Source organism: Fibrisoma montanum, from assembly GCF_003583365.1.
GTDB classification, from domain to species: Bacteria; Bacteroidota; Bacteroidia; order Cytophagales; family Spirosomataceae; genus Fibrisoma; species Fibrisoma montanum.
The window spans coordinates 708208-729352 of record NZ_QXED01000001.1 but is presented as its reverse complement, the minus strand read 5'-3'; the positions used below and the strand labels follow the sequence as shown (position 1 = coordinate 729352).

Here is a 21145-nt window from a genome sequence, read left to right as displayed (position 1 = left end):
AGTCCCATGGAAAATACTAATCCGTTTAAAGCACTGGAGCCGGATGCAGCCTGCCCGGCTTATCTGAAACAGGAAGTCGTTTCAGAAATTGACATGATCCGAAATTCACTCCAGGTCGTCGAGGTGTATGCCTACGGTATATTTGCGGTCTTCACCGTTTTCGTGAGTGAGTTGCTCCCCGACGAAAACCAACGTAAATGACCTATCCTCGCCATGAACAACATCCCCAATCTTCAGGAAATTCTGTCCAATATCGTCATTGGCTTAATTAATCAGTTGATCAATTTCATTCCCCGTCTGATCAGCGCCATCGTAATTCTGTTGCTGGGGCTACTTATTGCCCGGCTGATTCGCAACCTTGTGCAAACCGTATTGCGAAAAATTGGCATCGACAGGATTGGGGAACGGTTGAATGACATTGATCTGGTCCGGCGCATGAACACCGAGATTAAGGCCAGTCGCGCGTTGGCGCAGGTGCTGTACTTTTTCATCGTATTGATCTTCGCTACGGCCGCGGCCGAGATGCTGGGCGTGGCCGCTCTCACGGATCTGGTGCTGGGCATTACTAACCTGATCCCCAAACTGATCGTGGCCGGGCTGATGCTCGTTGTGGGGTTGTTTATTTCGGAGGGGCTCAAAAAATTTGTGATAGGGTTGTGTAATTCGTTCAACATCAGTGGCGGTCGGATGCTGGGAACCCTCGTGTTTTTCTTCTTCCTCATCATTACGCTCATCAACGCCCTGGGGCAGGCGGGGCTGAATACGGAGTTGCTGGAATCGAGTTTCAATCTGATCATTGGCGGAATCATCTTTGCGTTTGCGGCCGGCTACGGGCTGGCCTCACGCGACGTAATGGCTAATATTCTCTCGTCGTTCTATTCGAAGAACCGCTTTCGCGAAGGCCAGACAATTCAGGTCGATGAGGTGAAAGGCCGGATTGTGAAAATCGACAGTACGTCAATGACGCTTCAGACTGGGGAGACAACCACGATTATTCCGCTTCAGACCCTGCAGATGAAAAAAGTCGAACTATTTGATTAAACGGTATTTGTGAGTACGTTAGTAGCAGGTTCAACCTCCATTCGCTACAAACGTACTATGAAAAAGCTTTTGTACCTGCTCGTCGCCTGGACAAGCAGTAACCTGGCCGTGGCGCAGGATTCGACTGTTGTTACAACGAACTTCAAAGACACCGTTGCGGTCGTTCTGAAGGACACTACGTACTGGCAGAAATCGTTCAGTGGCGGTATCAACTTCAATCAGGCTTCATTCAGTAACTGGGTTGGCGGAGGTACTAATTCCGTTGCGATCGGCGCCGTGGTTGCGGCCCGGGCATTGTACGAAAAGGCGAGGTGGTCGTGGGATAACACCGCCGACCTTCAGTTAGGCTACGTAACGCAGACGGGTATAACCCGGAAGTCGGCCGATCAGATTTTTCTGAATTCGGTGACGGGGTACAAACTTTCGCCGAGACTGGACCTGTTTATGTCGGGAACGTTCAATTCCTTCTTCACAACCGGCTATCGGTACGATAATCTTGGGCCGGGGCAGGAACGGTTCAAAATCTCCAATTTTCTAGCCCCCGGACAGCTTACACTGGCCTGGGGCCTGGCCCTTAAACCAAACGACTGGATCGCCATACGACTTAGCCCGTTTGCGCCCCGGCTTACCTTTCTGACCGATGGCGAAGTTCGGTATAGTGTGGTCAATGGCATACCGATCCGTGATCCAAACGCGGTGGCCTACGGCGTGCAGCCGGGTCGGTCGGTGCGAACGGAATGGCTGGCGCTACAATTGCAGGCTTCGCTGAACCGCAACTTATCGGAAAATATCAGCATCAACACCCGGTATCAGCTCTTTGCCAACTACCAGCAGCTCGATGCAATCGACCACCGGCTGGATCTGATTCTGACCGCTAAAATCAACCGATACCTGACCACCACATTCGGCTTCATTGCGCTGTACGACGAAGATTTCAGCACGAGTCTGCAGATTCAGCAGACGCTGGCGGTCGGATTGGTGTATAACGTCAGTACGTTCCGTAAAAAGGCGAAGTAAGTGTAAAATCTTGATTTGCAACGTATTGTTGTTATCATTTGCCGGCTTTTTATAATCATCCGTAAAGAGAATCTTCACTAAAACAAACCGAATATGCTTAACGAATTTCGTACGTTTATTGCGCAGGGTAATGTGCTGGATCTGGCCGTTGGTATCGTTATCGGAGCGGCTTTTGGTAAAATTACTACCTCGCTGGTCGAAGACATCATCAACCCGGTATTGGGGCTCATCATTGGGGGTATCGATTTCAGCCAGTTGAAAATCGTGTTGAAAGAAGCCGTTGGAACTACGCCTGAAGTGGCCATTCGCTATGGAAACTTTTTGAATGTGCTGATTCAATTTTTAGTTATCGCCTGGGTTATCTTTCTGATTGTCAAGGCTGCCAATCGGGTGCGGTTGTCGAGTTCACTGGCGCCTAAAGAGTAATCAGGCTCATAAAGCCGAACGAAAAGCCCCGGTGAGTAGCCGGGGCTTTTTTATTTATGCGTTACTTTGCCATTGGTAATAACTACGTATGGCAGCAAAGAAACTGGTGATTCTGGGCGGAGGAGAAAGTGGCGTTGGCGCGGCTCTGCTCGGGCAGACTAAGGGGTATGAGGTATTTCTGTCGGATCGGGGGAATCTGAAAGAAAACTACCGCACCACACTGCAGGCGGCCGGTATCCCGTTCGAGGAAGGCCGGCATACCGAAGAACGTATTCTGAATGCTACCGAGGTTGTAAAAAGCCCGGGTATTCCGGATACGGTCCCCCTGGTGCAGCAACTGAAAGCCCAGGGAACGCCCGTTCTGTCGGAGATCGAATTCGCGGCCCGCTATACCCGCGCCCGCCTGATTGGCATTACGGGCAGCAACGGAAAAACCACCACTACGCTGCTGATTTATCATCTGTTGAAAACGGCCGGGCTGAATGTAGGGCTTGCCGGCAATATTGGCGATAGCTTCGCCGAACAGGTTATCCACGATACGTTCGATTACTACGTACTTGAACTGAGCAGTTTTCAGCTTGATGATATGTACGAAACCCGGCTCGACACGGCTGTTTTGCTTAATATTACGCCGGATCACCTCGACCGCTACGGATATAATTTTCAGAACTACGTTGATTCAAAATTCCGGATTCTGCAGAACATGCAGCCGGACAGCTATTTTATATTTTTCCGGGAAAATCAGCCTATTCTTGACGAGCTGGCAAAGCGCACGCCCGCAGTGCGCCAACTGCCTGTTTCACTCGAAACGCGGCCAGTACCCGGTGGGTATCTGTCCAATGGTCTGTTAACGGCGCAGTGTGGCGACCGTAGTTTCACCATTGTTCAGGACGAAACGCCCCTGCGTGGACCGCACAACGCCATCAACATGCTGGCGGCTGTGCTGGCTGCGCTGTCGGTTGGGGTGTCCGATGCGGCCATTGCTGAGGGGCTGCGAACCTTTCAGAACGCTCCTCACCGACTCGAACCAGCCGGGACCATCAATGGGGTTCAGTTCATCAATGATTCCAAAGCCACTAACGTCGATTCCGTATTCTACGCGCTGTCGAGTATGACATCGCCGACCATCTGGATTGCCGGGGGGCAGGATAAAGGCAATGACTACAGCCAGATTGAGGAGTTAGTTCGCCGGAAGGTAAAAGCGCTGGTTTGTCTGGGCGCAGATAATCATAAATTAGTAGCGTTTTTCGAAGGCAAAGTGCCCGTAATTTACGAAACGCAACGTGTTCAGGACGCCGTTGCGAAAGGACTGACCCTGGGGCAGCCGGGGGATGTCGTGCTGCTGTCGCCAGCCTGCGCCAGCTTCGACCTGTTCAAAAATTACGAAGACCGTGGTAATCAGTTTAAAGCTGCGGTGCAGGCGCTGCAACATAGCCAGCAATAAGGAATCAGTACATTCAGGGAGGAAACATTGATAGAACCATGACCTTTTCTATTCGCGACTGGATACGAAACAACCTTAAAGGTGACCGGCAAATCTGGTGGATTGTGTTGTATCTGTCTATCATGAGCGTGCTGGTCGTATACAGCGCAACGGGAACCAAAGCGTTTCGCGAACTCGACGGCAACACGGAAGTTTTTCTGCTCAAGCACGGTTCCCTGCTGATGCTGGGGCTGGTTTGCACGTACTTCGCCCACAAGATCAACTACATTTACTACGCCCGGCTGTCGAAGTTTGGGCTGTGGCTATCGATTCCGCTGCTGTTGTGGGCCTTCTTTAAAGGCTCTACGCTGAACGACGCGTCGCGCTGGGTGACCATCCCAATCATCAACCAGACGTTTCAGCCCTCCGATCTGGCCAAACTGGCCCTGATTTCCAACCTGGCGGCTATGCTGGCCAAACGGCAGCGGTTTATGAACGATCCAAGCGTACTGGTCAACCTGATTGTCTGGATCGGAGTGATCTGCGCCCTGATTATCCTCTCCAATACGTCAACGGCGCTCCTGCTTGGGGCCACCTGCTTCCTGCTGATGTATATCGGTCGGGTTCCGGTACGTTACCTCACGAGCATGGTCGTGTTCTGCGTCGTCGTCGGCGGTTTTGCGCTGGTGCTGGGACAGCGATTCGGTACGGCTACCAATCGGATAAAGAATTTCATGGATTCCGACACCATCGTATATCAGGTGGAGCAGTCGTATATCGCCCTGGCCAACGGCGGCCTGACGGGGCAGGGGCCCGGCAACAGTCACCAGCGAAATACGCTGCCCAACCCGTTCTCCGATTTCATTTATGCCATCATCGTTGAGGAATACGGGCTGCTGTTTGGTGGGCTGCCGGTTATTATGGCGTACCTCTGGTTTTTGTGGCGTGGCATGAAAGCCATTCAGAAAACAACCCGGCCCTTTGGCGGTCTGCTGTCGGCCGGACTAACGTTCAGTATTGTGTTTCAGGCCTTTGCCAGTATCTGCGTGGCGGTTGGTCTGGCCCCGGTTACGGGTCAGCCGCTGCCATTACTGAGTATGGGAGGTACGTCGCTGATCTTCACCGGTCTGGCTATTGGTATTGTGCTGAGCGTCAGTCGGGAAGAGGCCGATGAAAGTAAGATTTAAGTTAGGTCGTAGTGTGTAGTACGTAGGTGGGTTGAGCAAGGGTACCCGCGCATCAGCCAGCCACAAACTACGCACTACTAACCACAAACCGAATGAATGTAATTATTAGCGGGGGCGGAACCGGCGGACACATCTACCCGGCCATAGCCATTGCCAACGAACTGAAAGCGATGGACCCAACCACGACAATTTTGTTCGTGGGAGCCGAGGGTAAAATGGAGATGGAGAAAGTGCCCCGCGCGGGCTACTCGATCGTTGGGTTGCCGGTGGTCGGCATCAAGCGGGAGTTGACACTGGATAATCTGGCTTTTCCCCTGAAACTTGGCCGGAGCCTGATCAGGGCGCAGCAGATTGTACGCGACTTCCGCCCCGACGTAGCCGTTGGTGTGGGTGGCTACGCCAGTGGGCCGCTGCTGCTGGCGGCATCGCTCAAAGGCATTCCGACCCTGATTCAGGAGCAGAATTCGTACGCCGGCCTGACCAACAAAGTACTGGCCCGCTGGGCGGAGCGAATCTGCGTGGCGTATCCGGGTATGGAAGCGTTCTTTCCCGCCGAAAAAATCCGGATGACGGGTAATCCGGTTCGGAAGGACATTCAGTTTGCCGATCAGCAGTTAAACGCCGGCCTGACGCTTTTCGATCTGCAAGGTAATCGCCCGACGGTGCTGGTCATTGGTGGAAGCCAGGGGGCCCGTACGCTGAACGAAAGCATGGAGCCCGCCCTGCGCCGGTTTGTCGATGCAGGGGTGCAGGTCGTCTGGCAGACAGGCCCGGCGTTCATCGAACGGGCGCGGGCCGCCGTTGCTGCCGTGAACTCGCCCCTTGTGAAAGCCTACGATTTCATCTATGACATGGATAAAGCCTATGCCGTGGCCAGCGTCGTGGTGTCTCGCGCCGGCGCGTTGTCGGTATCGGAACTGTGTCTGGTCGGGCGACCGGCCATTCTGGTACCGTTTCCGGCGGCATCGGAAGATCATCAGACCAAAAACGCGATGAGCCTTGTAGAGCGTAATGCGGCTTTGCTGGTTCGGGATCAGGTTGCCCGCAACGAGTTGGTAACGAGTACGTTGAGCCTACTCAACGATGCTGCCAGACGGACACAGTTAAGTACCCAGATCCGGACATTGGCCAGGCCCAATGCCGCCCGGGAGATTGCCGAAGAAGTGATCAACTTAAAAAAATAAGGAGGAAAGGGAGGATAGGAGAAAAGGAGAAGGGTTATGTATTCGCTTTCCTCCTTCCTCCCTTTCCTCCTCTCCTCCCTCACACTTATGACCTTAGACACGTTCAAGTACATTTATTTTCTCGGTATCGGGGGAATTGGCATGAGTGCGCTGGCCCGCTGGTTTCGCATCAACGGATACGAAGTGGCCGGGTATGACAAAACCCCGACGTCGCTTACCAACACCCTCCAGTCAGAAGGAATGGCAATTCACTTCTTGGAATCGGTTGAGTCAATTCCGGTAGCGTTTCGGGAGAACCCGGCTCAAACGCTCGTGATCTACACGCCCGCCGTACCGAAAGAGCACAAGGAATACGTCTATTTGCTGGAAAATGGCTTCACTATCCAGAAGCGCTCGCAGGTGCTGGGGTTGCTGGCTGGGCAGATGAAAACGGTGGCGGTGGCCGGAACGCACGGCAAAACTACCACCTCATCGATGGTTGCGCATATCCTGCGGCATGCGGGTGTCAACTGCGCGGCTTTTCTGGGCGGCATCACCAACAACTACGGCACCAACTTCCTGCTCAACGAACCCGCCGACGACATTCGGTCGGTAGTCTGCGTCGTCGAAGCGGATGAGTTTGACCGGTCCTTCCTGACCCTGTTTCCGCATCTGGCAATTGTGACATCGACCGATGCCGATCACCTCGATATTTACGGAGCGCACGATGCCGTACTTGAATCGTTCGGCCAGTTTGTGAGTCAGATTGAGCCGGATCGGGGTGGTGAGCCCGGCGTTCTGTTCATGAAAAAAGGATTGTCACTACAGGATAAAACAAAAGCGGCCGTTCGTCAGTATTCGCTGACAGAAGGCGATTACCACAGCCAGAACCTGCGGATTGAGAATGCCTGCTTCGTGTTTGATCTGATGTATCCGCAGGGGGGTATTGCCGATATTCAGTTAGTTGTTCCTGGGTTTCATAACGTCGAAAATGCGGTGGCTGCCGGCGCGGTGGCGCTGCAGCTTGGGGTCGAACCGGCGGCCATACGGTCGGCGCTGAACAGCTACCGGGGAGTCAGACGGCGGTTTGAGTACGTACTGAAAACCGATCAGGCCGTGCTGATCGACGACTACGCGCATCACCCTGCCGAGGTGAAGGCGTTCCTGTCGTCGGTGAAAGCGCTGTATCCCGACCGTGAGTTGACGGCGGTGTTTCAGCCGCACCTGTATTCCCGAACGCGCGACTTTGCGGATGGCTTTGCCGAGAGCCTGTCGCTGGCTGATCAGGTGATTTTGCTGGACATCTACCCGGCCCGCGAACAGCCCATCGAAGGCGTTACGTCGGACCTGATCCTGCGAAATGTTCAGGCTCCGTCGAAGCGGCAGTGTACCAAAGAAGAATTAGTTAACTTAGTACAGGAAATGAAGCCGTCCTTACTTGTAACCATTGGGGCTGGAGACATTGATCAACTGTTGCCAACGTTAAAAAGCGCATTACTAGGCCAATAAATAAAAATATTTGTATGCTCAGATAGCTTATTTCCAGATGTTTTCTACCTTTAATTCAACCAAAAAATGGCTAGTGATCGCTGGAGGGCTATTTTTGCTGTTCGGATTGATCGCTTTTACTGAAGTTCGGCACGGGCAGAAGCGGGTGCAGTCGGTCGTTGTTCGGTTGAACGAGATCGATGGCCACAAATTTCTGACGCGACGCGACGTAACGGGATACCTGACCAACCAGGGGGCTGACCCGATCAGTGGGAGAGATTATTCGGATGTTGACCTTCGGCGGCTGGAGCAGCGATTGCTTCAGCATGGTCTGGTGAAAAGCTGCCAGATTGCCCGTGATCTGGAAGGAAACCTGATCGTGACGGTCGAGCAGCCGCGCCCGTTGGCTCGGTTAATGACGTACCACGATGGAGGGGTGGTGTCTGGGCAGTATGTTAGCGAAGAAGGGCGGGTTTTTCCGGTGTCGATGAATTACACGGCCCGGGTGCCCATTCTGACCGGCCGCTATTTTGAGAAAAACCGGTCGTTGTCAAATGAACGGAACCGGCCGCTGCTGATGCTGCTGAAAGCCGTTTATGACGATCCGTTCTGGCGGGCGCAGATCGCCGAATTGTCGGTCGATGCGCAGGGCGGGGTGACGATGTGGCCGCAGATCGGAAAACACCGGATCGAATTCGGACCACCGGTCGATCTGGAGGCTAAGTTGAAGAAACTAAAATTATTTTATACAAAGGTGCTTCCTCTGAAGGGCTGGGAGCGATACAGTCGGGTAAGTGTGCAGTACCGAAACCAAATTGTGTGCGAATGACGACAGGCATTGATGATAAGATAGTGGTGGGGCTTGACATTGGCAGCACGAAAGTATGCGCTGTGGCAGGCCGTGTTTTACGTCATAAAGACCACGAAACGCTCGAAGTATTGGGCGTAGGCGAAACATTTCTGGCCGACGGGGTCGCCAAAGGGTCCGTCGTCAACGTGAATAATACGGTCGAAGCCATTCGGCGGGCCGTTCGGGAGGCTTCCAACCAATCGAATCTCAACATTCAGCTCGTTAACGTCAGCTTCAGCGGCTCGCACGTAACGTCGGTTAAGTCGAGCGGCAGCATCACCCGCAGTTCCTCGGGCGATGAGGTACAGATGGAAGATATCGACCATCTGCTGAGCGATATGTACCGTACCACTATCCCGGCCGACAAAGAGATTATCCACGCGCTGCCGATGGACTTTGTTGTCGATGGAGAAACCAACGTGCAACAGCCTGTGGGCCGTAACGGGGTTAAGCTGGGTGCCGATTTTCAGTTAATCGTCGCTCAGGCGAATGCTGCCCGCAACGTACGGAAATGCATCTCGCGCAATAACCTGATGCAGGATACCATGATGCTCTCGGCACTGGCGTCGGGGCTGGCCGTACTGACTGACGAAGAAAAATATGCCGGTGTGGCGCTCGTCGATATCGGCGGAGGCACAACCGAAATGGCTATCTATCACCGGAACGTACTGCGCCACGTAGCGGTGTTCCCCTGGGCGGGCAACAGCGTTACGGCCGACATCCAGAGTGGCTGCAAAGTACTGCCGCAGCAGGCCGAGCAGTTGAAGCGGAAGTTTGGAAATGCCAACCCCACGGAGTACAAACTCAACGAGGTGGTGGCGGTACCCGGCCTGAGCAACCGCAAGCCGAAAGATGTACTGTTAAAAAACGTAGCGGTCATCATCGAGGATCGTCTGCGCGAGATTGCCTCTCTGGTTCAGGCCGAAATCATCCGGTCGGGCTACGACGGAAAACTGCTCGGCGGTATCGTCCTGACGGGTGGGTCGGCGCTGATTCCGGGCGTGGAACAGATATTCCAGCGCGTAACGGGAATGGAAGAAGTACGGGTTGGCTATCCCGAACACCTGGAGCCCAACCCCCGCGCCGATCTGGTGGGCGATCCAGCCTACGCAACGGCCGTTGGCCTGGTGTGGGCCGGCTACAAAACCATCGATAACCGCATATCATTCATCAGCGATCCAGGACGCTCGGTCTATAACGAAGATCCCACGCCTGTGCGGCCTGCGTACAGCCCACCGGCGCCGACCGCCACACGGGAACGGGAGCGTGAACGAGAGAAAGCGCCTGAGAAAGAACCTGAAAGCAATGGGCTACTGGCCTGGCTCAAGAAAGCAGTCCGGCCCATTCGTGGCAGTGAAACCGACACCTATTGATGATTCGCACCGTATGAACCGGCCTGACAGCCGGTTACGTGTATCAGGCAGATTCTAGACATAAAAAAGAAGATTCCACCCAAGACATTATGCATAGTCAGGGATATAGATTTGAAATACCGGATGATAATCCAACGATCATCAAGGTAATTGGTGTAGGGGGCGCAGGGGGCAATGCGGTTAAGCACATGTTTAAAATGGGTGTGCAGGACGTTAATTTTGCTGTCTGTAACACTGATCGCCAGGCGCTTACGAGTAACCCGGTACCAACCAAACTGCAGCTAGGCGATGGGTTGGGGGCTGGTACTGATGCAGACGAAGGCGAAAAGGCAGCCCGGGCGAGCATCGAGGAAATCCGGCATCTGCTGGCACCCCCGGTCAAGATGGTGTTCATCACGGCCGGGATGGGGGGCGGTACGGGAACCGGGGCGGCTCCGGTGGTGGCCGAGGTAGCCCGTGAAATGGGGTTGCTGACGGTGGCTGTCGTAACGGCTCCCTACAAGTACGAAGGTACCGACAAGAAAGAACAGGCTATGCGCGGTATCGAAAAGCTCAAAAAGAGCTGTGATACGGTGCTGGTCGTGCTGAACGATAAACTGGCCGAGCTGCACGGCAAACTTCGGTGGAAAGAGGCTTATGCCCACGCCGACAACGTGCTGGCGAACGCAGTAAAAAGTATTGCCGAAATCATCACTACCCAGGGCGATATCAACGCTGACTTTGCCGACGTAAAGAAGGTGCTTGATAAAGCCGGACAGTCGGTGATGGGATCGGCCGAGGCCGACGGGGAGGATCGGGCGCTGCTGGCCATTGAAGCCGCGCTAAACTCACCGCTGCTCAACGACCGAGATATCCGGGGGGCCAAGCGGGTGCTGCTCACGATTGCATCCAGCCCGGAACACGATATGCTGCTCGATGAGCAAACGCTCATTTCGGAGTATATCGTTAACAAAATCGGTACCGAAGCCCGTATGTTCAAGTTTGGAGCCATTACCGACAAGGAACTAGGCAAAAAACTTCGGGTGACCATCATCGCGGCTGGTTTCGAAACAACCAATAATCTGGGCGAAACGCTGTCGACGGGTCTGCCGATTGACGCCGAGGAACAGGAAGACGAAGCGGTGGAGGATGAACTGGAAACCGAGCCAGTTGAAAGCAGTCTCGACATGGACGATGCGCAGCCGGAACTGGTAGAGGTGGAGCCGGAGCCCGTAGCGCCAACGCCGGTGGCGGTTAGTCCACAGAGTGAGAGTGTGCGCTGGGAAACCGGATACACCACCGAACAGACCATTATTCGTCCTGACCAGTCGAACGGTCAGCGGCTGAACCCTGAGGTCAATGTTGATACGCTGGAACTGCTCGACGATGAACGGCCGGACGATGCGGACCTGATCAAACGCACAATTGATACGTTCGTGAAAGGTCAATACAACAGCAATGACCTCGACACGCCGACGTATCTGCGTAACAAAACCCAACTGTATCAAACGCCAATGCTACCCGAACATGAGTTCATTCGGGCACGGCTGAACGACTAAGTTAACAAGATCCTGGGCGTGGGGCTAAGGGCAGGGGATCGACAGTTCCTGTGCCCTTAGCCCCACGCCCTTTGCCAATCCCCATGACTGCCGATCAGGTAAAGGAAGCGCTGCTGGCGCTGGAACAGCCCGAACGGGCGTCGTTTGTAGCCCGGTATTTTAAAACAAGACCCGGAGAATACGGCGCCGGAGACCAGTTTCTGGGTCTGTCGATGCCCCAACAACACGCGCTGGCCCGGCAGTACGTTGCGCTGCCCATCGAGGAAACCGAAAAGCTGGTTCAGGACCCTTTCCACGAGTGCCGAATGGTCGGATTACTGATCTGGGTCAACCAGACACGGCGGGCCAGGCACGTACAACAGCAACAAATTCTGGACGCCTACCTGGCTAATCGTCTGTTTGTTAACAACTGGGACCTGGTCGATTCGTCGTGCCCGGCCATTGTTGGAGAAACGTTGTTTACCCAGGAGCGATCAGTGCTGTATGATCTGGTTTGTGAAGACCACCTCTGGAGCCAGCGGATAGCGATGGTAGCCACCCTGGCGTTTATCCGGAACGGGCAGTTTGCGGATACGTTTGCGCTTGCAGAACGGCTGCTTGGCCATACGCATGACCTGATCCATAAGGCAACTGGCTGGATGCTGCGCGAGGTAGGCAAACGTAACCCCGACGCCCTCGATGAGTTTCTGCACGATCACATTCGGCAGCTCCCCCGAACCGCTCTGCGCTACGCCATTGAACGCTACGAGCCGGCTCGCCGACGTTACTATCTTGCGCTGTGACCACCCGACAGTTTTTTCTTAGTATCTTTACCGGTCATTTACAGATCCGGTCAGTGAACCGTAACCTGTAAACCACAAACTGAAAACTGGCAAATGTCTTGGTTCGTCCGAAAAGATAAGGGTATTCAGACCCCGACCGAAATGAAGCGGGAAGCTCCCGATGGGTTGTGGTACCAATGTCCAAACTGTAAGAAAATCATGCATACGCGGGAGCATAAGCTGAATGCCTATACCTGCGTACACTGTAACTACCACGAGAAAATTGGTTCCGATGCTTATTTCAGCATCCTGTTCGACGAAAACCAGTTCGTTGAGCTGGATGCAACGATGACGTCGGCGGATCCGCTGAAGTTTACCGATACCAAGCCTTACCCGGATCGGCTGCGGACGACCATCAATAAAACCGGTCTGAAAGACGCGGTTCGCACGGCATACGGCCCCATGAACGACATAACGGTGACGATTGCCTGCATGGACTTTGGCTTCATCGGTGGCTCAATGGGATCGGTGGTGGGCGAGAAGATTGCCCGTGCTATCGACCATGCGTTACAAAATAAGACGCCGTTCCTGATGATTTCACGGTCGGGGGGAGCCCGGATGATGGAGGCTGGTTTCTCGTTGATGCAGATGGCTAAAACATCGGCCAAGCTGGCATTACTGTCGGAGGCTGGATTGCCGTATGTTTCACTGCTGACTGATCCTACAACGGGGGGCGTAACGGCTTCGTATGCTATGCTCGGTGATTTTAACATTGCTGAACCCGGCGCTCTGATTGGTTTTGCCGGTCCGCGTGTCATTCGCGAAACCATTGGTACGGACCTGCCCAAAGGATTCCAGAGTGCAGAGTTTGTGCTCGAACATGGTTTTCTCGACTTCATCGTTGATCGTAAAGACCTGAAAGACAAGCTGTCGAGCTTGTTCAAGATGTTGCAGTAAGAAGGAGAAAGGCAGGAGGGAGGAAAGGAGGAAGGAATTCGCAACTACTAATTTTCTCTCCTTTGTTCCCTCTTCCCTTTCCACCCTTTTCTCCTTTCTCTTATGCGCCTTGTCTCCCATCCGGTTCTGTGCAACTACTACGTGACGTACCGCTGCAATGCGACCTGTAATTTTTGCGATATATGGGAGCGGCCCTCACCCTACGTCACCCTTGAAAACGTACGGGAAAACCTGAGGGATTTGAAACGGCTGGGCGTTCGGGTCGTTGATTTTACGGGTGGCGAACCCCTGCTGCACCGTCAGTTGCCCGACCTCCTGCTGGAAGCCAAACAGCTTGGCTTCATCACAACCATCACGACGAACGGATTACTTTACCCAAAGTACGCCGAACGGCTGCGGGGGCTGGTCGATATGCTGCACTTTTCGCTCGACTCGCCAATTGCCGAAGAGCATGACCGATCGAGGGGCGTACCGTGCTTCGACAAAGTCATGGAATCCATCGCTATAGCCCGGCGACTTGGCGAACGGCCCGACATTCTGTTTACTGTGTTTGAGCATAACGTTGCCCAGATCAGGCAGCTGCACGAAGAAATCTGCCTGCCCAACAACCTGGTGCTGATCCTGAATCCCGTATTTGAGTATAATACCGTTGAGACAGGCGAACGATTTTCGGAAGCTGCTCTCCAGCAGATGACCTGGTGGGGACGGCAGAAAAACGTCTATCTCAACGATGCGTTTATTCAGCTTCGTCGCGATGGGGGCAACCACACTGACGACCCCGTTTGCCGCGCTGCCAGCACGACGCTGGTGATTTCGCCGGAAAACAAGCTGGTATTGCCCTGCTACCACCTGGGGCTGAAAGACATTGCCATCGACGGCCAGCTGTACGAGCTCTACCGCTCCGACGAAGTGCAGAAGCTGGTGGCGCTGGAAGGCCGTCTGCCGGCCTGTGAAGGTTGCGCCATCAACTGCTATATGCAGCCGTCGTTCGCTGTTGAGATCAACAAATACTGGTGGAAGGCCCTCCCCAGCACCCTGAAATACAATCGGGTGAAGGGTACGTGGAAGCAGCTGTTCTAATCTTATTTCTTCAGAATTTTCTCGGCTATCGTCCGGCCGTTTACCTCCGTGTGCAGGATGTACGTACCGGCCGACAAGCTTTCCAGATCGATTAGCTGCTCATGGCGTCGGGCGGGGCCGTTGAAGCGTAGTTCGTGAATCAGCCGACCGCCAATGTCCCGTAACTGGGCACTGGGCACTATGGCTTTTCGACTTTGAATGGTCACCCACAGCCGACTTTCAACCGGGTTGGGAAAGACAACCAACTCTATGTCAGCATCGGTGTATTCGGGCAGCGCCGTAATAATCCCACCAAATGCCCCTTCGATGGCTGGTTCGTAGGGCGGAGTAGGGGTGGGCGTACCGGGTCGATCCTCAACAAATAGGGTAATTTCGTGAATGGTGCGACTGATGGTTACGCCGTTGCGCCATTCGTCGATAGCAATCGAGATCACGTACCGACCGAGTTCAACGGGTGAATCCCAGACCAGCGTGCCGGTGCGACTATTTATTCTGAACGTGCCCTGTCGGGTAGCGTCGTTTGGAAACTGATACGTAGTAGCCGTTCGCTGTTCACACGAAGTCAATGACGTGGTCGTAAGCGCACGAACGAGCCCATACACCAGGCTGTCTCCCTCCGCGTCGGTAGCCTGCAAATTAATGGTAGCGCGCTGCCGGGCAGCCAGTCGGAAACCGGTTGCCGGCACGGACACGGCCGGCGTTTGATTGACAAGCTGGCTGTTAATTAACAGGGTCGTACTGAGCGTAAAAGGCAGCAGGTCTGCCCGGGGTAAATTTCGGGCCTCAGTACGGTTAGGAATGGTAGTTGTGACTACAAACGAACCTGGTCCTGCATACGTGTGCTGCGTTTGATACACGTTCAGGCTGGCAACGCGGTCAGTTACCAGCTGCCGTGTGGCCCGGGTGATGGTACGCGTGGTACCATCACCGAAGCAGATCTGTATGATGTTGACGTCGTCGGCGGCTGCCCGGCCGTAAACTTCATCTAAATACAACGTCACAACGATGTCATATTGAAGCGATGTAGGAGAGACGCGTTTCGCCTGAACATAACCGCCCAGGATATGGGTAGCGTATGTCTGAATGCTCATGAGCACCAGGCACAGACAGATAAAGAGTTTCATAACAGGTCAGGAGAGAAGGATGAACAGCTGGCTTTCAGTTTCCTAACTTGAAAAATCTACACAGACATATACCGTACAGCAGGTTACAGCAAGTAATTTATTAAGCGGTAGTTTTGCCACTGAAGCGGTTATAATTAGCCTAAATGCCTAGTTTTACGCTTTTCATCAGTTACTATGCTTTACACACCTTCGCAGGCGGCTGAACTACCCGCGGGTGGTTTCCGTCACCTCCTGGTTGAGCACAGCGATCACGTACTGACCATTACGCTCAATCGGCCGGAAAAGAAGAATGCCCTTAACCAAACGCTGCTTACCGAACTAGCTTTTGCACTTCACTATGCCCACTATACGAAGGCTATCTGGATGGTGGTGCTGGCAGCCGCGGGCGATACGTTCTGCGCCGGTATGGACCTGAAAGCGCTTTCGACTGGTGAGCAGGAGTTGCCTGCGGTTCCGCCACCGTCCGGTCCGGTTCGGTTAGGTGAACTGATGGCTGGGTTGCACAAACCCTGTATTGCCCGGGTGCAGGGGCCGGTCTACGCCGGGGGTTTTTTGCTGGTTGGCGGCTGTACCTACGTAGTAGCGGCCGGGTCAGCTACGTTCAGCCTGCCCGAAGTGAAGCGTGGGCTGTTCCCGTTTCAGGTGCTGGCGGTGTTACTGGAGATCATGCCCGCCCGCACGGCCCTCGATCTTTGTCTGCGGGCCAGGGTGCTGTCGGCCGCTGATGCGATGGCTGTAGGGCTGGTAACAACCGTTGTGCCGGCCGCAGAACTGGATGCCGAAGTGGCGCGGATTACTAATGAGTTGAAGCAGTATTCGCCAACGGCTATGCAATTCGGCCTACGGGCGTATCAACAAGTAAAAAGCCTGCCACCGGATCAGCAGCAGGCCTTTCTGCACGAGCAGTTTCAACAGATTCAGCAGACCGCCGATGCCAGGGAAGGCATGGCGGCTTTTCTGGAAAAGCGCGCACCAAACTGGAGCGGTGAGTAATGGCTATAAATCCGGACAGTTGTCGCGTCGGCGGGTATCGATGATGCTCTGGATTTTCCAGCCACCGTTCAGTTTGACCAGCGTAAAGGCATTGACTCCGCAATGGCTCTTTTTCTGGTTGTAGTAAAACGTGTAGGGCGTCCAGGCCGTAGCCAGCTCACCATCAATTTTGATTTCCATGCCCGACAGCCGTTCGTCGAGGGCGCCCGGTGCCTGTTTGCCAACAGAAGCAATGAAGCCAGGAATGGCATCCTGCCGGACCGCCACAACGCCCTCTTTGTTTTTGGCGATGCTTTGCAACGTAGCGTTTGGCGCAAAGACCGATTTGAACAGAGTCGTGTCTGCTTTGCGCATGCCGTCGAACATGTTGGTAATGGTGGTGCGAACGGCTTGTTCTTCCCCGGATTGGGCGATGGCTGCTGAGCAGATTAAGAGATTAACCAGGAGTAGAATGGCTTTCATGGAATGCGTTGGTTACGGCCGATAACAAAGTATAAGATGGCCCCCAGAAATGGAAAAAGAAGAATGACCAGCACCCAAACAAGCTTATCGTTGCCATGGAACGAACTGCGAAGGGCGTCAATGAGAGCAATGAGCGGCAAGAGGATGAAAAATCCCAGAATAGCCAGTACGAAGAGCAGTTCGATGCCTCCTAATCCGATGAAAAGCTCCATGAGTTACTTGTTTTGGGTGTGCGGTTCAAGATAGCCGTTCAGCCATGAAAATAAAAATAGGTTTACACAGACGGTTAATCTGGTAAACCTATTTTCTGCTCAAGGGGAGTTATCTAGATGTACTGATTGATGATGGCCTCGAACAGCTCCTGCTTGCCGCTGATCTGCCGCGGCTCGCCCTGCTCCAGTGCATACTGCCGCAGATCCGCCAACGTCAGCTCGCCCCGCTCAAAACGTGCCCCCTCACCACTGTCATAGCTCGCGTACCGCTCCGACCGCAGCTTCCGGTACGGCGACTTCTCCAGGATGGCCTCCGCCACGATCGCGGCCCTGGCAAAGGCGTCCATGCCCCCGATGTGCGCAATGAACAAGTCCTCCAGGTCGGTCGAGTTCCTCCGCGTCTTGGCGTCGAAGTTCACCCCGCCCGACTTCAGACCACCCGCTTCCAGGATCACCAGCATCGCTTCGGTCAGCTCATAGAGGTCCATGGGAAACTGATCCGTGTCCCAGCCGTTCTGGTAGTCGCCCCGGTTGGCATCGATCGAGCCCAGCATGCCCGCATCAGCCGCCACCTGCAGCTCATGGGCAAAGGTGTGGTTGGCCAGCGTGGCGTGGTTGGTCTCGATGTTCAACTCAAAGTCGTCCTGCAACCCGTGCCGGTTGAGGAAGCCCACCACCGTGGCCGCATCAAAGTCGTACTGGTGCTTAGAGGGCTCCATGGGCTTGGGCTCGATGTAGAAGGCCCCCTTGAAGCCCTGCTGGCGGGCGTAGTCCCGGGCCATCTGCAAAAAGCGGCCCAGGTGCTCGGTCTCCCGCTTCATGTTGGTGTTCAGCAAGGACATGTAACCCTCACGGCCCCCCCAGAAGGTGTAGCCCGAGCCGCCCAGCTCGATGGTGGCATCGATGGCGTTCTTGACCTGCCAGCCCCCGTGGGCCAGCACGTGGAAGTCGGGGTTGGTGGCCGCCCCGTTCATGTAGCGCTCATGGGAGAAGAGGTTGGCCGTGCCCCAGAGCAGCTTGACGCCACTGGCGGCCTGCTTCTGTTTGGCGTAGTCGACGATGGCGCGGAAGTTGGCTTCGAACTCGGCGTTGGATCGGCCTTCGGGGGCGACATCGACATCGTGGAAGCAGTAGAACTCGATGCCCATCTTGGTGATGAACTCGAAGGCGGCATCCATCTTGTGGTGGGCGGCTGCCAGGGGGTCGTTGGCTGCCAGGGCATCCCAGGGGAAGTGCTTGGTGCCGGGTCCGAATGGGTCGTTGCCAGTGCCGCAGAAGGAGTGCCAGTAGGCGACGGCAAAGCGGAAAAGGTCCTTCATGGGCCGTCCCAGGATGAGTCGGTTGGGGTCGTAGACCTTGAAGGCGAGGGGGTTGTCGGAGTCACGCCCTTCGAAGGCAATGGGCTTGTCGACAAAGGGGAAGTAGGCCGTATCGCCCAGTGTAAGCTTAATTTCAGACATGTGTTCAGCGGAAATTTTAGGGTATTAAGGCGGTTAAATTACGGCCTTTACTCATAAGTCGGACAGGAAGTTTCTTTACGGGGTTAGTGTACGAGCAGGCTTTATTTTTGATTTACCCTGTTCGCTCATGGCGCGGCTATCCTGACGGATCATTTTTTTGATGTACTCAACCCAGCGAAACCTTATCGCACGTCAATCTTTATCTATGGAGCCCTGTCGAACGTTCGTGAGTCATAGTCAGCTCAGTTTCTACCAGCCAAAAGGGTAAGCCTGTAAATCATTATTCTCGTTTATTAATGGAACTGTATGGCAAATCTCTAATGCGCATTTTGTCTTCTTCAATAATGATAAGTGCTCCTCTTGTTAAGGCTGGTTCGATAGATGACCAGTTAGCCGTCATTATTGTAAAAAAGCGTTCGGTGCTAATCTGTGAATTCTGAATATAACGACAGATGGCTTAGTGCTGCCTGTGAAAGAAAGCAACGTATCAAAATCGTTATCGTGTGTTAAAACAACTTCGTCATTACGCGTCGCTTCCTGCAAAATGGCTGAATCACTGGAGGTTGGCTCCATACAAGCTGGTACCCAGCGGTAAGAGTGCCCCAGGGACTCCAATTGCAAACCAAGTGAGGGCGGCATGTTCACATCAAGCAGAAACTTCATTATCAAGCTGCTTTCTGGAGAAGAAAGAAATTTTCCTGAAGCATATCGGCCGAAAACGACAAGGCTTCAAAAATATCTTCTCGCTCCAAGAAGGGAAATTCCTGAAGCAAGCATTCGTATGTTATACCGCTGCTTAAATAATCCAGTAATGAAGCTACTGGAAATCGAAGACCACGAATACACGGTTTTCCGGAGCAAACTTCCGGGTCAATCGTGATTCGCGAGTACCGTGGATGAGTGTATTTCATAGCTGATTTTACCAAAAAGAACTAAAGCGTCATCAGTTTTTCCAGCCACCGTTCGTACGCATCGGTGAACCGCGCCTGGTCCCGGATGTCGGCATCAATCGTTTTCGTTACGTGCAAACCTACGAACGCTTCATCGCGATTTTTGTAGTAGCCTAGTCCCAGGCCGGCTCCGCGGGCGGCTCCCTGCGCACCATCGGTGTTGTAGAGTTGAATTTCAGCGCCGGTCAATGTCGCCAGCGTATCGCGGAAGAGTGGGCTCAGGAACATGTTGGCCTCCCCGGCCCGAATGGTTTTGAGCCCCACACCGACCTGCTCCATCACCTTGATGCCGTAGTATAGTGCAAAGACAATGCCCTCCTGCGCAGCCCGAACCAGGTGCGGCAGCCCGTGGCGGGTCAGTTGCAGGCCGTGGAACGAAGCGCCCAGGTCGCGGTTTTCGAGTACCCGCTCAGCACCGTTGCCGAAGGGCAGGCAAACCAGGCCGTCGGCACCCACCGGCGCGTGGGCGGCAATGGTGTTCATATCGGCGTAGCTCACCGAATTGCGAAGCAGCTGATTACGTAGCCAACTGTTCAGAATACCTGTTCCATTAACGCACAGCAATACGCCATACCGCGCAGCTTCGGGTGTACTGCTAACGTGCAGGAACGTATTGACCCGCGACTGCGCATCATATTCGGCCTTGTCGCTGACACCGTACACTACCCCCGACGTACCGGCCGTGGCCGCGATCTCACCTGGTTCGAGGACATTGAGCGAGAATGCGTTGTTGGGCTGATCGCCGGCCCGGTACGTAACGGGCGTACCGGCAGCCAGTCCCAGTTCAGCAGCGGCCTGAGTGTTCAGTTGCCCCTGCTCAGCAAATGTCGGCCGGATCGTTGGGATAAGCGACGAATCGAAACCGTAGTAATCAAGCAGAAAATCGGCGGGCTGGCTCTGCTGAAAATCCCAGAAAATCCCTTCCGACAGCCCCGATGCGGTCGTCACGATCTCGCCGGTCATCCGGGCTGCCAGATAATCGCCGGGGAGCATGAATTTATCTACCTGCGCGTACACATCCGGTTCGTTGGCTTTCACCCACGCCAGTTTGGCAGCTGTAAAGTTGCCGGGTGAGTTGAGCAGATGCCGCAGCGTTCGGTCGTGGCCAAGGGCGTCGAAGGCCCGGTTACCGTACGGAACGGCCCGGCTGTCGCACCAGATGATGGACGGACGCAGTACGTTCAGGTGTTTATCAACCACAACCAGCCCGTGCATCTGGTACGAGATGCCGATGGCTTTCACGGCCTCCGGGGCTACCCCCGCCTGCCGGATAACCGCTTTAGACGCCTGACAGGCGTTTTGCCACCAGGCCTCGGGATTTTGCTCAGCGAAGCCCGGTTGCGGAGCGTCGATGGCCATTTCGGTTTCAGGGAAAAAAGCGGTGGCTACGGCTGTGCCGGTTTCGGCGTCTAAGAGGCAGGCTTTGACGGATGAACTGCCCAGATCGAATCCAAGAAAATACATTGGTAAGGAGGTTTACAGGTTTTGGTTTACGGTTGAGCGTAGCAAACAGCCAGTACACCATTCCAAATGGCCGTAAACCGATTGCAAAATACGCAATCCACCACAGACCTCCACATCGGCCACTCCCTCGAACTCTATCAGCCGCTGCGGAAAGCGTTGCGGGTTTTCGTTTCTTT

General features: G+C 54.3%; 22 protein-coding genes. 15 read left to right on the top strand and 7 right to left on the bottom strand.

Translation table 11 applies throughout. The features are described 5' to 3' along the window. The first annotated feature begins 6 nt into the window (after positions 1–6). The 14 genes from DYU11_RS03045 (at position 7) to DYU11_RS02980 (ending at position 14304) form a co-directional block, all read left to right on the top strand. Positions 7–201, top strand: coding sequence for a hypothetical protein (locus DYU11_RS03045; RefSeq protein WP_119666156.1), 195 nt, complete (start codon positions 7–9; stop codon positions 199–201). 12 nt (positions 202–213) lie between these two features. Beyond that, positions 214–1041 (top strand): mechanosensitive ion channel family protein, encoded by an 828-nt coding sequence (locus tag DYU11_RS03040; protein ID WP_119666155.1) that lies wholly within the window; start codon positions 214–216, stop codon positions 1039–1041. A 57-nt stretch (positions 1042–1098) separates the two neighbouring features. Next, complete coding sequence (locus DYU11_RS03035) at positions 1099–2058, top strand: DUF3078 domain-containing protein (protein WP_119666154.1); 960 nt, start codon at positions 1099–1101, stop codon at positions 2056–2058. 93 nt (positions 2059–2151) lie between these two features. Further along, positions 2152–2484: a large-conductance mechanosensitive channel protein MscL gene (gene mscL / locus DYU11_RS03030; protein WP_119666153.1), complete on the top strand. Its 333-nt coding sequence runs from the start codon at positions 2152–2154 to the stop codon at positions 2482–2484. A gap of 88 nt (positions 2485–2572) precedes the next feature. After that, positions 2573–3928 carry a UDP-N-acetylmuramoyl-L-alanine--D-glutamate ligase gene (murD, locus tag DYU11_RS03025; RefSeq protein ID WP_119666152.1) on the top strand — a complete coding sequence of 452 codons (1356 nt, stop codon included), beginning with the start codon at positions 2573–2575 and terminating at the stop codon, positions 3926–3928. A 38-nt stretch (positions 3929–3966) separates the two neighbouring features. Then, on the top strand, positions 3967–5094 hold the full coding sequence (locus DYU11_RS03020) for an FtsW/RodA/SpoVE family cell cycle protein (RefSeq protein ID WP_119666151.1): 1128 nt from the start codon (positions 3967–3969) through the stop codon (positions 5092–5094). Between the two features lie 92 nt (positions 5095–5186). Next, entirely contained in the window at positions 5187–6278 is a 1092-nt protein-coding gene (gene murG, locus DYU11_RS03015; RefSeq protein ID WP_119666150.1) for an undecaprenyldiphospho-muramoylpentapeptide beta-N-acetylglucosaminyltransferase, read from the top strand. An 87-nt stretch (positions 6279–6365) separates the two neighbouring features. Continuing rightward, positions 6366–7766: a UDP-N-acetylmuramate--L-alanine ligase gene (murC, locus tag DYU11_RS03010; RefSeq protein ID WP_119666149.1), complete on the top strand. Its 1401-nt coding sequence runs from the start codon at positions 6366–6368 to the stop codon at positions 7764–7766. Positions 7767–7803: 37 nt separating this feature from the next. Beyond that, on the top strand, positions 7804–8574 hold the full coding sequence (locus DYU11_RS03005; protein ID WP_119666148.1) for a cell division protein FtsQ/DivIB: 771 nt from the start codon (positions 7804–7806) through the stop codon (positions 8572–8574). Next, positions 8571–9968, top strand: a complete 1398-nt coding sequence (gene ftsA / locus DYU11_RS03000) for a cell division protein FtsA (protein ID WP_119666147.1) — start codon at positions 8571–8573, stop codon at positions 9966–9968. The genes DYU11_RS03005 and ftsA overlap by 4 nt, the downstream gene beginning before the upstream one ends. 89 nt (positions 9969–10057) lie before the next feature. After that, the gene (gene ftsZ / locus DYU11_RS02995) at positions 10058–11506 is read left to right on the top strand and encodes a cell division protein FtsZ (RefSeq protein ID WP_119666146.1); all 1449 of its coding nucleotides are present in this window, start codon (positions 10058–10060) and stop codon (positions 11504–11506) included. An 83-nt stretch (positions 11507–11589) separates the two neighbouring features. Continuing rightward, the gene (locus DYU11_RS02990; RefSeq protein ID WP_119666145.1) at positions 11590–12288 is read left to right on the top strand and encodes a DNA alkylation repair protein; all 699 of its coding nucleotides are present in this window, start codon (positions 11590–11592) and stop codon (positions 12286–12288) included. Between the two features lie 93 nt (positions 12289–12381). Continuing rightward, positions 12382–13224, top strand: coding sequence for an acetyl-CoA carboxylase, carboxyltransferase subunit beta (gene accD, locus DYU11_RS02985; RefSeq protein ID WP_119666144.1), 843 nt, complete (start codon positions 12382–12384; stop codon positions 13222–13224). A gap of 102 nt (positions 13225–13326) precedes the next feature. Continuing rightward, entirely contained in the window at positions 13327–14304 is a 978-nt protein-coding gene (locus DYU11_RS02980) for a radical SAM protein (protein WP_119666143.1), read from the top strand. A 2-nt stretch (positions 14305–14306) separates the two neighbouring features. Here the strand turns inward: DYU11_RS02980 and DYU11_RS02975 are convergent, their stop codons facing one another. Next, a complete protein-coding gene (locus DYU11_RS02975; protein ID WP_119666142.1) occupies positions 14307–15428 on the bottom strand; it encodes a T9SS type A sorting domain-containing protein in 1122 nt (373 codons plus the stop codon). Between the two features lie 174 nt (positions 15429–15602). Here DYU11_RS02975 and DYU11_RS02970 point away from each other — a divergent pair, with 174 nt between their 5' ends. Continuing rightward, a complete protein-coding gene (locus DYU11_RS02970; protein ID WP_119666141.1) occupies positions 15603–16421 on the top strand; it encodes an enoyl-CoA hydratase-related protein in 819 nt (272 codons plus the stop codon). 3 nt (positions 16422–16424) lie between these two features. Here DYU11_RS02970 and DYU11_RS02965 read toward each other — a convergent pair whose 3' ends face one another. From DYU11_RS02965 to DYU11_RS02945, 6 genes are all read right to left on the bottom strand, one after another. Beyond that, positions 16425–16883, bottom strand: coding sequence for a nuclear transport factor 2 family protein (locus DYU11_RS02965; protein WP_119666140.1), 459 nt, complete (start codon positions 16881–16883; stop codon positions 16425–16427). Continuing rightward, the gene (locus DYU11_RS02960; protein WP_119666139.1) at positions 16880–17095 is read right to left on the bottom strand and encodes a PLDc N-terminal domain-containing protein; all 216 of its coding nucleotides are present in this window, start codon (positions 17093–17095) and stop codon (positions 16880–16882) included. Before DYU11_RS02960 ends, DYU11_RS02965 begins: the two co-directional genes overlap by 4 nt. Before the next feature lie 113 nt (positions 17096–17208). Then, entirely contained in the window at positions 17209–18555 is a 1347-nt protein-coding gene (gene xylA / locus DYU11_RS02955; RefSeq protein ID WP_119666138.1) for a xylose isomerase, read from the bottom strand. A gap of 399 nt (positions 18556–18954) precedes the next feature. Continuing rightward, positions 18955–19218 carry a DUF5615 family PIN-like protein gene (locus tag DYU11_RS33145; protein WP_158600206.1) on the bottom strand — a complete coding sequence of 88 codons (264 nt, stop codon included), beginning with the start codon at positions 19216–19218 and terminating at the stop codon, positions 18955–18957. A 2-nt stretch (positions 19219–19220) separates the two neighbouring features. Continuing rightward, complete coding sequence (locus tag DYU11_RS02950) at positions 19221–19466, bottom strand: DUF433 domain-containing protein (protein WP_119666137.1); 246 nt, start codon at positions 19464–19466, stop codon at positions 19221–19223. Positions 19467–19487: 21 nt separating this feature from the next. Beyond that, positions 19488–20969 carry a xylulokinase gene (locus tag DYU11_RS02945; protein WP_119666136.1) on the bottom strand — a complete coding sequence of 494 codons (1482 nt, stop codon included), beginning with the start codon at positions 20967–20969 and terminating at the stop codon, positions 19488–19490. Between the last annotated feature and the right edge of the window lie 176 nt (positions 20970–21145).

What these genes read in the sequence shown, in the direction of transcription:
- DYU11_RS02980 (WP_119666143.1), top strand. Translation starts at nt 13,327, where the DNA reads ATGCGCCTTGTCTCCCATCCGGTTCTGTGCAACTACTACGTGACGTAC.
- DYU11_RS03035 (WP_119666154.1), top strand. Translation starts at nt 1,099, where the DNA reads ATGAAAAAGCTTTTGTACCTGCTCGTCGCCTGGACAAGCAGTAACCTG.
- DYU11_RS02975 (WP_119666142.1), bottom strand. Translation starts at nt 15,428, where the DNA reads ATGAAACTCTTTATCTGTCTGTGCCTGGTGCTCATGAGCATTCAGACA.
- DYU11_RS03005 (WP_119666148.1), top strand. Translation starts at nt 7,804, where the DNA reads ATGTTTTCTACCTTTAATTCAACCAAAAAATGGCTAGTGATCGCTGGA.
- DYU11_RS02990 (WP_119666145.1), top strand. Translation starts at nt 11,590, where the DNA reads ATGACTGCCGATCAGGTAAAGGAAGCGCTGCTGGCGCTGGAACAGCCC.
- murG (WP_119666150.1), top strand. Translation starts at nt 5,187, where the DNA reads ATGAATGTAATTATTAGCGGGGGCGGAACCGGCGGACACATCTACCCG.
- ftsA (WP_119666147.1), top strand. Translation starts at nt 8,571, where the DNA reads ATGACGACAGGCATTGATGATAAGATAGTGGTGGGGCTTGACATTGGC.
- DYU11_RS02965 (WP_119666140.1), bottom strand. Translation starts at nt 16,883, where the DNA reads ATGAAAGCCATTCTACTCCTGGTTAATCTCTTAATCTGCTCAGCAGCC.
- DYU11_RS03040 (WP_119666155.1), top strand. Translation starts at nt 214, where the DNA reads ATGAACAACATCCCCAATCTTCAGGAAATTCTGTCCAATATCGTCATT.
- DYU11_RS02960 (WP_119666139.1), bottom strand. Translation starts at nt 17,095, where the DNA reads ATGGAGCTTTTCATCGGATTAGGAGGCATCGAACTGCTCTTCGTACTG.
- DYU11_RS02970 (WP_119666141.1), top strand. Translation starts at nt 15,603, where the DNA reads ATGCTTTACACACCTTCGCAGGCGGCTGAACTACCCGCGGGTGGTTTC.
- DYU11_RS03045 (WP_119666156.1), top strand. Translation starts at nt 7, where the DNA reads ATGGAAAATACTAATCCGTTTAAAGCACTGGAGCCGGATGCAGCCTGC.
- ftsZ (WP_119666146.1), top strand. Translation starts at nt 10,058, where the DNA reads ATGCATAGTCAGGGATATAGATTTGAAATACCGGATGATAATCCAACG.
- murC (WP_119666149.1), top strand. Translation starts at nt 6,366, where the DNA reads ATGACCTTAGACACGTTCAAGTACATTTATTTTCTCGGTATCGGGGGA.
- DYU11_RS33145 (WP_158600206.1), bottom strand. Translation starts at nt 19,218, where the DNA reads ATGAAGTTTCTGCTTGATGTGAACATGCCGCCCTCACTTGGTTTGCAA.
- mscL (WP_119666153.1), top strand. Translation starts at nt 2,152, where the DNA reads ATGCTTAACGAATTTCGTACGTTTATTGCGCAGGGTAATGTGCTGGAT.
- xylA (WP_119666138.1), bottom strand. Translation starts at nt 18,555, where the DNA reads ATGTCTGAAATTAAGCTTACACTGGGCGATACGGCCTACTTCCCCTTT.
- DYU11_RS02945 (WP_119666136.1), bottom strand. Translation starts at nt 20,969, where the DNA reads ATGTATTTTCTTGGATTCGATCTGGGCAGTTCATCCGTCAAAGCCTGC.
- DYU11_RS03020 (WP_119666151.1), top strand. Translation starts at nt 3,967, where the DNA reads ATGACCTTTTCTATTCGCGACTGGATACGAAACAACCTTAAAGGTGAC.
- DYU11_RS02950 (WP_119666137.1), bottom strand. Translation starts at nt 19,466, where the DNA reads ATGAAATACACTCATCCACGGTACTCGCGAATCACGATTGACCCGGAA.
- accD (WP_119666144.1), top strand. Translation starts at nt 12,382, where the DNA reads ATGTCTTGGTTCGTCCGAAAAGATAAGGGTATTCAGACCCCGACCGAA.
- murD (WP_119666152.1), top strand. Translation starts at nt 2,573, where the DNA reads ATGGCAGCAAAGAAACTGGTGATTCTGGGCGGAGGAGAAAGTGGCGTT.